The sequence below is a fragment of the Chloroflexota bacterium genome, from assembly GCA_016219275.1.
GTDB lineage: Bacteria > Chloroflexota > Anaerolineae > UBA4142 > UBA4142 > JACRBM01.
Map to the genome: position 1 here is coordinate 42,251 of JACRBM010000085.1, position 11,596 is coordinate 53,846.

An 11,596-nucleotide genomic window follows, 5' to 3' on the forward strand; every position below is an offset into this window, starting at 1 on the left:
CCTTGTCCCAGTTTTCAACCGAGGAGCGAATGAAACGTAGAACTGGTTTGGTGATCGCACAGTATGGTGTTGCCGTACTGCTTGTCGCCATCGCGCTCGTCATCACCAACGCGACCGCGCTCAGGGTCGCCAGTCCACTGCTCCTGTTCATCGTCGCGGCGACCGTCGTCGCGTGGTTCGGCGGGCTGGGTCCCGGCATCCTCGCGACGATACTCGCGTTCGCCGCGCTCGCGTTCTTTGTTTTCCCGCCGGAGTTTTCGTTCGCGATTCAAGACCCGCTCGATTTGCAACAACTGACCTTGTTTGCAGTCCTTGCCCTGGCGCTCAGCGCGTTGATCGAAATTCGTTTGCGGCGCGAGCGCGTCGCGAACGAACGCGCGCGTCTCCAAACTGCGCTTGCCGAGATCGGGCAGAGCGCGTTGACGACCCAGGACCTCGCGGCATTCCTCTACGAGACGACGACACACGTGTGCCAGGCGCTCGATCTCGAATACTGCGCGCTCGGCGAGTTTGCGCCGGAACTGGATGCGTTGTTGTTTCAAGCCGGCGCGGGCTGGAGCCAAGACTGGCAAGGTCGCGCGATTTCTAATCCTGGTCCCGAATCCTTCGCCGACGTGATGCTCACTGCGACCGAACCCATCGTCATCAAGAACCTGCGCGTCGAAAAACGGTTTAGCATTCCGGCATTTTTCTCCGAGCACGCGGTTGCGAGCGGCATCGCGGTCCAACTTTCGAACGACGGTCAGCCCTTTGGCGCGCTCGGCGCGTTTTCGTCCAGGCGCAGAAATTATTCGACGCACGCCATCGCGTTCTTGCAAGCGACGGCGACACTGCTCGCGACAACTATCGAACGCGATCGCGTCGAGCGCGTGGTTCACGATCATCGCGATTTATTGCTGACGACTCTGCTCGGTATCCACGACGCGGTCATCGCGACCGATGCGCGCGGCGACGTCACATTTATGAATCCCGCCGCCGAAACCCTGACCGGGTGGACGCTCGGCGAAACGCTTGGCAATCCGTTGGTCGTCAACATTTCGGACGCCGAAACGTTTCAACCGATTGAAAACCCAGTCACGCGCGTGTTGCGCGAACGTCGCGCGCACAACTCCGACGCGCCGAGCGTGTTCATTCCCAAGAGCGGTCGCGCGCTGCCGGTGGATTACGCGTGCACGCCCATTCGCGATCAAGACGACCAGGTGAGCGGCGCGGTGCTCATCCTGCGCGACGCAACCGAACGTTTGCGGAACGAGCAATCTATTTTCCGGCTCGCCGCGATTGTGAACGCGTCCGAAGACGCCGTGTTCAGCCAAACGCTCGACGGTATCGTGCAAACCTGGAATCCCGGCGCGGAGCGCTTGCTGGGTTATGCCGCGTCGGAGATGATTGGCAAATCCATTTCGCTGACGTTTCCCTCCGAGCGCCTCGACGAATTTCCCGCGTTGATTCATCGGTTGCGGCAGGGCGAACCCATTGAGCAACAAGACACCGTGCGCGTGCGAAAAGACGGCGAACCGATTCACGTGTCGTTGAGCGTCTCGCACATCAAAGACGCCGCGGGCAGAATCATCGGCGTCTCGACGATTGCGCGCGACATCACCGAACGCCAACGCGCGGAACAGGTGCAACGCTTTCTCGCCGAAGCGAGTGAACTACTCGTCTCTTCGCTCGATCCCCATCTGACGTTGGCGCGCGTCGCGCAACTCGCCGCGCCCAGCATCGCCGATTGGTGCGCGATTCACTTGGTGACCGGCGACGGCGCGCTCGACCTTGCCGCGTGTTCGCACGGCGACCCGACCAAGCTCGACAAGGTGCGCGATTTATTGCGCCGCTATCCGCCGAAGCCGGAGGCGCACTCCGGCGTGCCGAACGTGATCCGCACTGGCAAACCGGAATTTTTGTATCAGGTCAACAACGACCAGCTCGCCTCGCTCGTGCAAAACATCGAGCACCTCAAACTCTTGGTCGAGGTCGGCATGGGCGCGTACATCATCGTGCCGCTCCTCGCGCGCGAACGCGCGATTGGCACGTTGTCGTTGTGCAACGCGGCGCGCCGGTACGTCCCATCCGACCTGGCAGTGGCGGAAGATTTAGCGCGGCGCATCGCATTGGCGGTCGAGAACGCGCGCTTGTATCACGCGGCGCAAGAACTGAGCCAGGACCTCGAACAGCGCGTCGTTGCGCGCACGATCGAACTGCAAAACACGAACGTACAACTCGCCAACGAAGTCGCCGAACGCCAACGCGTTAACGAGGAATTGCGGCGGCTTTCCGCGCACCTGCAGTCCGCACGCGAGGAAGAGCGCATCCGCATCGCGCGCGAGATTCACGACCAGGTTGGGCAAGTGTTGACCGCGGTGAAAATGGACCTGGCATTGCTCGACCGCAAACTAAAGAATACCAAAACGGTGCCCGTCGCCGACGTGAAAGCGGATGTCAACCGAACGATTCAACTGGTGGATGCGACGATCAAGACGATGCGCGAAATCATTCGCGAATTGCGTCCAGAAATTTTGGATCACCTGGGATTGAGCGCGGCAATCGAGTGGCAATTGCAAGAGTTTCAAACGCGCACCGGCATCGCTTGCCATTTCGATACGACCCTGGACGAGGTGAACCTCGACCTGGATCGCTCGACGGCGGTGTTTCGCATTTTCCAGGAAACGCTCACGAACGTCGCGCGCCACGCGAACGCGACGCGCGTCGAAGCGAATTTGAAACAAGAAGACGGCACGATCGTCTTGCAGGTACGCGATAATGGCAAGGGGTTGGCATCGAGCGACCTGAGCGATAAGAAAACGTTCGGCGTTTTAGGCATGCGCGAACGCGCGCATGTGTTCGGCGGCGAGGTCACGCTCGCCGGCGCGCCGGGCGAAGGCACGACGGTGACGGTGCGAATTCCGGTTTAGCGGCGAATCGCGCCGCCGCCCCGTTTCAAAAGGAGCACGGATGATTCGAATTCTCATCGCGGATGATCACGCCTTGGTGCGCGAGGGTTTGAAAAAGATTCTCAAAAGCGAAACCGATATGGTGGTCGTCGGCGAAGCGCAAAATGCGACCCAGGTTTTTGAACTGCTCAAAACGTGCCAGCTCGATATGCTCTTGCTCGATATTTCGATGCCGGGGCTGAGCGGCTTGGACGCGCTCAAGCAATTGCAGCGCGAGTATCCCAAATTGCCGGCGCTCATTTTGAGCATGCACCCGGAGGATCGGTTTGCGGTGCGCGCGCTCAAAGCCGGCGCGGCGGGTTACATTACGAAAGAGAGCGCGGTCGGCGAACTGGTGAACGCGATTCGCAAGATCGCGGCGGGCGGTAAGTACGTCAGTCCCGCGCTCGCCGAGAAACTCGCCGACGAACTGGGCACGCGCACGACCCAGCTCGCGCACGAAACGTTGTCGGATCGCGAGTACCAAGTGATGCGGATGATCGCCACTGGCAAAAAGGTGAGCGAAATCGCGCAGGAACTCTCGCTCAGTATCAGCACGGTCAATACATATCGCGCGCGCGTACTCGAAAAGATGAACCTGCAATCGAACGTCGAGCTAACGCGCTACGCGATGGAACACAAATTGATTGATTGAACCGGGACGCAGATCACGCGCGTAACATGCAGACGGGCGGAAAAAATTTCCGCGCCGTCTGCGTTTTATTTTCCCACCCACGCGGATTGTTTTGTAGCAAAAAATACGATGGATGAACTAGCAGAGTTGCGACACAAACATCGCACTTGTCCTGATTCTATTTAGAGTTGAGAGCGCGTATGATTATACTGCCAGCCGAATAACGCACAGGTGGGTGTGCGTCCAGTTTTTGGGTGGTGAAAAAACCTTGCGAAGGTTGAACGGCAATCATATTGATTTGTCGTCAAAACCTTCGCAAGGTTGAGTGTTCCAAAATTTTGACGGACACCCCGCGCGGGTAGGCATACTGCGTTGTTCGTCATGTGCGCGATCAACACAACCTGGGCTGACCTTCTAGCAGGAGTCGTCAATCGAATGTGGAATGTGGAGGACACCGGCGTTGCTTTGGACAGATTTTTTGGTTATGCGCGAGCAGGTGAGCATCGCGCCGACTCGGCTTGCGCCGCGTTGGGCTTGAGTGAAACCCAGGCGATTGCCACGCGGGTAGGCGCACAAGGTGTAACACTTTTGGAATAATGCAACTACGGCTCACCATCGCCAGAGGTAGATCGAACAGTTTGGTCGGTACAGTGTTACGGTTCATCAGGGGCGCCTTGCAAGGGGTTGCCTCTGATTGCTTTTTTGCTAGATCAATGGAGCGTTCAATTTCCCGGCAAGAAATATCGCGCCGTCGCGTTCTGTATGATCCACGCACTGTTGGACGGGCGCGCGTTAGGTAAAGGAGGCGAAGCGTATGGACCCGACAGTGATCACGGCGTTGGTCGGCGCGTTTGCGACGATCACCGCCGCCGCGATTGGCGCCCTGGCTTATCGCGCGCAAGGAAAAAACAGCGTCGAATTGGAAAAGGAATTGGCATTGCTAAAGAAAAATTCAAAAATCACATCGGCGGATTATGGCATTCGCATCTTGTCCCCCACGGTGCGCCAAGCCGTCAGCCATGCTTTCTCGGTCAATGGCATTCTCAAGGAATTACCGGAAGGGCTGGAGATCTGGACTTTTGTGATGTTGGAGCAAGGCAAGGATATTTGGTACTGGCCGCAAGAGCGCGCGCGCATCGAAGGGAACGCGTGGTACAGCCAAATCAACTATCTTGACGGAGACAAGGGAGATACCCGTCAAGTCCTCGCGTACATCGTCGGCAAGTATGGACAGACCTTGATCCGGTACTGTAAGGAGGTGGGACAAGCAAACGCAAAACACGGCGCGCTCCGGTGGACGGGGATCTCTCAACTCACCGATGACATGGTTCAAGTTGCCTGTGTGGATGTCACTCTGCTCCATACGGAAAAAAACGCCTAGCCGCTTGCGCGCGCGAAAAAAACTCGCCCGCGCAAATCGTGTAATAGAAAATACGACACGCGAATGGCGCGCCCGATGACAGGGTTATCACACATTGCCCGATTTTCCTCGCACGGAAAAACGCGTATGCTCTATTCACGAGGAGGGACTCGATGGCACGTCGGCATTTCCACCCACGCGCACACGCGGATGGACAACACTTGGCGGAGTTACGACGCAATCCGTTCGTCTTTGCGGTTGCGTTGGTCAGTCTCAGCGTATTGCTCATGGTCCTGGTCGCCGCGCGTTCGGCGACGGCATCCGAAGATACGCCGACGACCGGCGTGGCGGTTGCGCGCGATCACGATGTGGCATTGATGTTTGCGCTCCGCGCGTCCAACCCGCAGGTGCGCCTACGCGCGGCGCAAGACCTGGGTTGGCGGCGCTCGACCGAAGCCGCCGACGCGCTGATCGCCGCAACGTACGACGCGGACGCGCGAGTGCGCGAGGAAGCAACAACCGCACTCGGCGAGATCGGTGCGTTCCAAGCATTATCACGCTTGCGAGAACTGCAAGTCGTCCAGGGCAACGAAAATATTCAACGCGCCGCTTTCGAAGCGGAACAGCAGCTTGCCGGTCAGGTCGCACGCGGGCTTCAAGTCCCACGCTCCAAAGTGCAAGCGTTTACAGTTGCGCCAACGGGACACGTGTATGCCGCCGCGAATGACGCGTTCTATGTTCAACGCGATGAATCCTGGGCACGTGTTGGTCATTTACCGGATACGCCGGTCGCGCTTGCCGTTACGGCAGATGGACATTCCATCTACGCGGCGACCATAGACGCGGGATTGAATCGCAGCGAGAACGACGGCAAAACCTGGGCACGTGTTCAATTTGGCATGGACACTCCGACGCAATTGAGCGTCACCGCGATGGCGGTGGATCCCAAAGACGCGCGCCGCCTGTACATCGCGCTCGCGTCCACACAACTCGATGGCGTTACCAAGACTCCACTCGGCATCGCGACGAGCAATGACAGCGGCAAAACCTGGGTCATGTTACCCGCTGCGCCGGCGTGGGCGCTAACCACTCGCCTCATTCTCGACGTCGCGACGCCGGAATATTTGTACGGCGTCGCGGACGGCACACCCTGGCGTTATGCACTGATCAACGTACCGGGGTGGTAAATTTCGAATACCGATTCTGAAACGATACGCTAAAAGGAGCGCACAGAGATGAAAGCATCATTACCGTATTTGGCTTTGCCCGTCGTGATCGCGGTGAACGCGGCGAACCTCGCCAATCTCATCGAAAAGAGTCGGATGATAGCGCCAGATACATCGTGGGATGTGCTATCCACCGCGACCATTCTCGCGAGCACACTGCTCGCGGCTTTGCTCGCGACCCTTCTTGAGGAAAACAAGCGGCGACGTGCGTGGGTACGCCGCAGATAAATGTCGGGGGACAGCAAAACCCGTCGGGTTGCAAAACTCGACGGGCTTTGTATTTCCGGCACCTAGATTGTTTGTGGCTGATTCGGAGAGGGCAACCATCTCAATAACGCGGGCAAAAAAAGCAACACGATCATCCAACCCCACGTGTATACGGTACTCAACATTTCATTCTGCTGGGTAGATGCAATGATCGCCGCGCTGGACAACCAATCCCAGGGTTGTTGTGGAATGATGAGCCATTTGGTGAATACGACCATCCCCATCGCGAGCGAAACGCCCGCGCCCAGAATCAGCATTCGACGCGTGCTTGATGCGGCACGCAAATACGTCCACGCACCCAGCATCACGATGAATAACGCGGCGATTTCATACGGCTCCTCGCCAACATAATCGTCGAACGTCAAGATCAATGCGAATGCCATTACGCCGTAAAGGGCAAATGCAAAGCCGGTCCAGTCCGCGCGCAAACGCGCGTAGAGCGGAGCCAATGGTCTGACGAACGCGATGATAAAAATCGCGACCAGCACATACGCGATCAACCCAAACCATGGACCCGAACTAACCACACCGCGCACCACGCCTTCCACAGGCATCGGCAACCCTTCGATGATGGGAATCCACAGGGGCATCGCAAATAGATTAAGAATCGCCGCGAGAAAACCCAGCGTAGGCAACGCCCAGCGCGGCAAGCCGCGCGCCAGCCCGACGAGCGCGAGGACAACCAATACGCCTACCAGCCCAACACCAAACAGCGAATTCAAGTAGATGTGCAGTACATTCATCAGCAAGACCAGCAGGATCAGCAAAAATGGAGTCAGCGTCACGACAAGTTCAACCCAGCCCACACGCGGTCGAGTGTTCATGTTCGCATTCCTCCTCGCGCGCCAATGCGCGCGCAGCAACGCGCGCGGCAAATCGCGCAACTCGCGCCAAGCCGCGCCCAGTCGTGCGCGATCACCGGCGCGCGCCGCGTCCGCCAATGTCTCGGCAAACACCGCGCGCATTTCGTCCGCGAACTCATCGCGAAACGCGCGCGGGTACAGACACAATAGCCATGCGTAGAGACGTACCAACCAATCGTTCACGGTTGCCCTCGCAACGCAAACTTGCGTCCCGCCGCGACGAGCATTTGCATTCGCGCCAGGTCGGCGTCCAAAACGCGCCGACCCAGTTCGGTGAGCGCGTACGCCTGGCGCGCGCGTTTACCATTTTCGCTATCGTTCACTCGTTTGATCCAACCCTGCTCCAGCAACCGTTTGAGCGCGCCATAGAGCGTGCCGGTGCTCAAGGCAATACGTTCAGCGCTCAACGCGCCCACCTCTTTCATGATCGCGTAACCGTGCTTGCGTCCCGGCGCGAGACTCAGCAGAATAAAAAACGTCGCCTCGCTGAGCGGCAGATTCGCTTCAATGCTGGCTTGTCCCACCCTACCTCCCAATATGCCGTCTAACAATATGTCGTCTGACGACATATTAACGCTGTTGGCGCACCGTGTCAAGCCCGGCGGTCTGGCGGCAGGGCGCGTGCAAAGTCGCGCCCACCCTCACCCCAACCCTCTCCTCTGCCCTCCAACCCCTCTTGACACTCTGCATCCGTTTTGTATAATCAACTCACCCAACCGATCTGATTTCCGCGATGACGCGGCTGAAAGTTCGATGATGAGTGTCGAGCGCGCGCAAAGAGCACACCCGCCAAGGCAGATGGACGAGTCTGCCTTTTTTGTTTTTGCTTATCATCCTTTTGTGAGATTGGAGAACCAACACTAACCATGCATCAATCGCTTTACAACGTCACGCCGCTTTGGGAATCGCGACCCTTGAGCGCGATCCTGGGCGCGCCGGTGTTTTTGAAGATGGAGTCATTTCAGCCAGCCGGTTCGTTCAAATCGCGCGGGATGGGCGCAGCGTGTCAAGCCGCGCATGACGCGGGCGCGTCGCGCGTCGTGTGCGCGTCGGGCGGCAACGCGGGACTCGCCGTCGCGTACGCCGGGCGACGACTGGGAATGCGCGTGACGATTGTCGTGCCGCAAACGACCTCGCCGCGTTCGCAAGAATTGATTCGCGCGGAAGACGCCGAGTTGATCGTGCGCGGCGATGCTTGGGACGATTCGCACGCGTTCGCGCTCGCGCTTGCCGAACGCGAGCACGCGGCGTACATTCATCCGTTCGACGATCCGCGCGTGTGGAGTGGACACGCGACGATGGTTCACGAAATCGCGCAAGCCGGCATCAAGCCCGGCGCGGTCGTCGTCGCGGTCGGCGGCGGCGGCTTGTTGTGCGGTTTGCTCGAAGGCATGCACGCGGTCGGATGGAACGATGTGCCGGTGCTCGCGGCGGAGACGGAAGGCGCGGCGTCATTCGCCGCGTCCGCGCAAGCCGGGCGGCTCATCACGCTCGACCGCATCGCGTCGGTCGCGACGACGCTCGGCGCGCGACGCGTCGCGCAACGCGCACTCGATTGGACACGTGAGCATCCGATTACACCCTGGGTCGTCAACGATCGCGCGGCGGTGGACGCATGTTTGCGTTTCGCGGACGATCATCGCGTCCTCGTCGAACCGGCGTGCGGCGCGGCATTGGCAGCGGGCTATGGTCGCGCCGCGCCATTGCAAAATCGCGCACCGATTGTAATGATCGTGTGCGGCGGCGCGGGCGTCACGCGTGAACTGCTCGCCAAGTGGGATCAGCAGGTTTGAGAGAGTAGAACAAGTTTCCAACTTGCCATACGGTTATGGGAGGCGACAAAATGGACATCATCTTGGCGCAAGAAACCGGTCGCGTGCCGGTCACGTTATTCCGTTTGCAAGGTCAACTCAATCTGGGCAGTGTCGCACAGTTGGAGGCGCACGCCAAGCAGGCATACGACAGCGGCGCGCGTTACTTGCTGATTGATTTGTCCGGCGTGTCATCGTTGACGAGCGCGGGAATGCGCGCGGTGCTCGCGATTGTCAAGCAATTTGACACGGAAAGCGGAAAGAGTAAAGTTTCGCGCAATGTAAAATTGCTCAATCCGCCCGCGAACATTTTGCGCGTCCTTACTATCGCCGGGTTCGATTCGTTCATCGAGATTCACGACGATTTACGAAAAGCGGTCGCGTCGTTCTAATCTGTTTGCGCGTTTTTGACAATCTAGCCGGTTGTGGTACAAGTGGAGACCGATGAATCCACTCCCACTGCAATTTGGCTTGCTCTGTTTCGTCTCGCTCTTTACGATGATTGACCCGCTCGGCGCGTTGCCGGTTTTCGTTTCGATGACCGGCAAATTGTCGCATCCCGAATCGCGCCGCGTCGCGTTGCGCGCCGCGCTGACCGCGTGGATCGCGCTCGTGCTCTTTGCGCTGACCGGGCGATTCATCTTTGAATTCTTCGGCATCTCGGTCCACAGTCTCCGCATCGTCGGCGGCATTATTTTTTTCATCATGGGTTACGAAATGCTCGAAGCGCGGCTGACGCGCACCAAAGCGGACGAGCAATCGGTCAGCGAATACATCGAAGACATCGCGATCACGCCGCTCGGCATTCCGCTCATCGCCGGACCCGGCGCGATTGCGACGGTGATCGTGTTGATGAACGAGACGACCGGCGAATTCGAAAAACAAATCGCGCTGTTCGGCGCGATTACGGCGGTGCTGGTGTTGTCGTTCCTGTTCCTGATCGGCGCGCGTCAGGTGATGCACGCGCTTGGCAGTGCGGGGAACAAAGTTCTCTTGCGAATTATGGGTTTGATCGTGATGGCAATTGCCGTCGAGTTTTTCTTCAACGGGTTACGTCCGATCATTCAAAGTATGAAGCCCTAGCCGGCGATTGAAGAATTGACTGAATTTCTGGAGGAGGACAAGTGCGGGGTCTGTGGGGTGGAGGAAAAGGTACGGGGAGGGCTAATGGTTTGCGTTACTGGCGCTGGGGCGGGCGTGGACTCTGCTTGGGAGCAGAGAAAACTCGAAGCCAGAAAAATACTTGAAAATGCGGCAAAATCCCAGCGTCCAGTGCACGCGGTGTTAGCCGCGCCTGATGAAATGAAAGCCTTGCTTTTTGTAACACTTTATTTATGCTCGTGTAATAGTAATTAGCCAATTCACTAAAGCACCAAGTAAACCAAACAAAGCACCTGTGAGTGTGACTATGACTATTGCATTCATTATTGCCTTTGGACGGGCTTCTTTTGAGACTGTATCTGGTAATCGCCCTGGGCCAATTACCGATGAAACCCACCAACCAATTGTTGCCTCAATAATTGCTACGCCAGCTCCACTAATTATCCCATCCATAAAACTTCCATTTTGGCTTCCCATTACACCTGCAATCACATATATAAGAAAACTCACCCACATGCCTTTGGAGTAAGTATAGCCTTTAGCCTTCGCAATAGTTGCCCAAATACCATCGAACACAATTGCAAGTACGCCAAAAACGAGGATGACTTGCCATGTTTCCATTTAACAACTCCCACAAGAAGATATTTTATTTCGATCCTATCATGTCTTCAAAAATTATTACGATTGTTTTACTCTTGCAATTGTAACCACCACTTTTCAGAGCAAGCGGCTAACGTGTACGTCAGCCGCTCGCCGAGGCGAAGCCGACGGCGAGTCGGCTGCACGTGATGTTAGCCGCCTTTATGCTTTGACGGGTTGGCGCTGGGCTTTGGAAGTCTGCCATAGCGGCGGCTGTGTTTCTGTATGCACAGTCGTAACGGTCTTCGACTATGTCGTGTTCAGCCAATCACCCATTACTTTTCCGCCCTCAAAGCCCAGCCCGTCCACGCTGCGCCAAGCAAATCGACTGAGCCCAGCACGATCATGATCGGGCCAACCCAGCCCAGCAGCACAAAGCCCGTGAGGAACAGGAAGACGGCGACCCTTGCAGGGACTGTCCATGCGGCGAATGAACGCAGGTTGGCGCGCGAGGCCTGAATGTAGTAGAACGCCAGCACCAATGTCACCACGCCCAGCACGCGGATCCAAATTTCGTTGGTGGGCGGCAGGCTCAAGAGGCCGAGCACGGTGTTGGGCATGACGACAAGCCCCGCGCCCATGCCAATGAGGTATACCCCAAAGACCAACAGTGATGTTGAAGACTTGTTCATGGTTTCTCCTCGTATAATAGATTTGCACGAACAGGGTGTCCCAGAGAAAATGACTCGGCGTTTCGACGGGTCACGTGGGCAGTTCTTTTTCTCCATGTTGGCTCGTGACTTCTTTTCAAAGACTGTTACCCACGCC

12 protein-coding genes are annotated in these 11,596 nt (G+C 57.5%); 8 read left to right on the top strand and 4 right to left on the bottom strand.

What is annotated here, in order from left to right; genetic code table 11:
* The first annotated feature begins 29 nt into the window (after positions 1 to 29).
* The 5 genes from HY868_22740 (at position 30) to HY868_22760 (ending at position 6,375) form a co-directional block, all read left to right on the top strand.
* Positions 30 to 2,909 (top strand): PAS domain S-box protein, encoded by a 2,880-nt coding sequence (locus HY868_22740; protein MBI5304967.1) that lies wholly within the window; start codon positions 30 to 32, stop codon positions 2,907 to 2,909.
* Between the two features lie 40 nt (positions 2,910 to 2,949).
* On the top strand, positions 2,950 to 3,582 hold the full coding sequence (locus tag HY868_22745) for a response regulator transcription factor (protein ID MBI5304968.1): 633 nt from the start codon (positions 2,950 to 2,952) through the stop codon (positions 3,580 to 3,582).
* 793 nt (positions 3,583 to 4,375) lie between these two features.
* Entirely contained in the window at positions 4,376 to 4,942 is a 567-nt protein-coding gene (locus HY868_22750; GenBank protein ID MBI5304969.1) for a hypothetical protein, read from the top strand.
* A 152-nt stretch (positions 4,943 to 5,094) separates the two neighbouring features.
* Entirely contained in the window at positions 5,095 to 6,108 is a 1,014-nt protein-coding gene (locus tag HY868_22755) for a HEAT repeat domain-containing protein (GenBank protein ID MBI5304970.1), read from the top strand.
* Between the two features lie 48 nt (positions 6,109 to 6,156).
* Positions 6,157 to 6,375 carry a hypothetical protein gene (locus HY868_22760; GenBank protein MBI5304971.1) on the top strand — a complete coding sequence of 73 codons (219 nt, stop codon included), beginning with the start codon at positions 6,157 to 6,159 and terminating at the stop codon, positions 6,373 to 6,375.
* A gap of 62 nt (positions 6,376 to 6,437) precedes the next feature.
* Here the strand turns inward: HY868_22760 and HY868_22765 are convergent, their stop codons facing one another.
* On the bottom strand, positions 6,438 to 7,460 hold the full coding sequence (locus HY868_22765; GenBank protein ID MBI5304972.1) for a hypothetical protein: 1,023 nt from the start codon (positions 7,458 to 7,460) through the stop codon (positions 6,438 to 6,440).
* Positions 7,457 to 7,801, bottom strand: coding sequence for a PadR family transcriptional regulator (locus HY868_22770; GenBank protein ID MBI5304973.1), 345 nt, complete (start codon positions 7,799 to 7,801; stop codon positions 7,457 to 7,459). The genes HY868_22765 and HY868_22770 overlap by 4 nt, the downstream gene beginning before the upstream one ends.
* Positions 7,802 to 8,143: 342 nt before the next feature.
* Here HY868_22770 and HY868_22775 point away from each other — a divergent pair, with 342 nt between their 5' ends.
* Genes HY868_22775 through HY868_22785 form a run of 3 tightly spaced genes read left to right on the top strand, consistent with a single transcriptional unit; the run spans position 8,144 to position 10,171 of the window.
* Positions 8,144 to 9,070 carry a pyridoxal-phosphate dependent enzyme gene (locus tag HY868_22775; GenBank protein ID MBI5304974.1) on the top strand — a complete coding sequence of 309 codons (927 nt, stop codon included), beginning with the start codon at positions 8,144 to 8,146 and terminating at the stop codon, positions 9,068 to 9,070.
* Positions 9,071 to 9,120: 50 nt separating this feature from the next.
* A complete protein-coding gene (locus HY868_22780; GenBank protein MBI5304975.1) occupies positions 9,121 to 9,480 on the top strand; it encodes an STAS domain-containing protein in 360 nt (119 codons plus the stop codon).
* 52 nt (positions 9,481 to 9,532) lie between these two features.
* The gene (locus HY868_22785) at positions 9,533 to 10,171 is read left to right on the top strand and encodes a MarC family protein (GenBank protein ID MBI5304976.1); all 639 of its coding nucleotides are present in this window, start codon (positions 9,533 to 9,535) and stop codon (positions 10,169 to 10,171) included.
* 249 nt (positions 10,172 to 10,420) lie between these two features.
* Here the strand turns inward: HY868_22785 and HY868_22790 are convergent, their stop codons facing one another.
* Together HY868_22790 and HY868_22795 are read right to left on the bottom strand one after the other, a co-directional pair.
* Positions 10,421 to 10,810, bottom strand: coding sequence for a hypothetical protein (locus tag HY868_22790; protein ID MBI5304977.1), 390 nt, complete (start codon positions 10,808 to 10,810; stop codon positions 10,421 to 10,423).
* 293 nt (positions 10,811 to 11,103) lie between these two features.
* A complete protein-coding gene (locus HY868_22795; protein ID MBI5304978.1) occupies positions 11,104 to 11,460 on the bottom strand; it encodes a hypothetical protein in 357 nt (118 codons plus the stop codon).
* Positions 11,461 to 11,596: the final 136 nt, after the last annotated feature.

Coding starts and splice junctions, on each gene's coding strand:
- HY868_22760 (MBI5304971.1), top strand. CDS start 6,157: ATGAAAGCATCATTACCGTATTTGGCTTTGCCCGTCGTGATCGCGGTG.
- HY868_22790 (MBI5304977.1), bottom strand. CDS start 10,810: ATGGAAACATGGCAAGTCATCCTCGTTTTTGGCGTACTTGCAATTGTG.
- HY868_22745 (MBI5304968.1), top strand. CDS start 2,950: ATGATTCGAATTCTCATCGCGGATGATCACGCCTTGGTGCGCGAGGGT.
- HY868_22795 (MBI5304978.1), bottom strand. CDS start 11,460: ATGAACAAGTCTTCAACATCACTGTTGGTCTTTGGGGTATACCTCATT.
- HY868_22780 (MBI5304975.1), top strand. CDS start 9,121: ATGGACATCATCTTGGCGCAAGAAACCGGTCGCGTGCCGGTCACGTTA.
- HY868_22755 (MBI5304970.1), top strand. CDS start 5,095: ATGGCACGTCGGCATTTCCACCCACGCGCACACGCGGATGGACAACAC.
- HY868_22740 (MBI5304967.1), top strand. CDS start 30: ATGAAACGTAGAACTGGTTTGGTGATCGCACAGTATGGTGTTGCCGTA.
- HY868_22785 (MBI5304976.1), top strand. CDS start 9,533: ATGAATCCACTCCCACTGCAATTTGGCTTGCTCTGTTTCGTCTCGCTC.
- HY868_22750 (MBI5304969.1), top strand. CDS start 4,376: ATGGACCCGACAGTGATCACGGCGTTGGTCGGCGCGTTTGCGACGATC.
- HY868_22775 (MBI5304974.1), top strand. CDS start 8,144: ATGCATCAATCGCTTTACAACGTCACGCCGCTTTGGGAATCGCGACCC.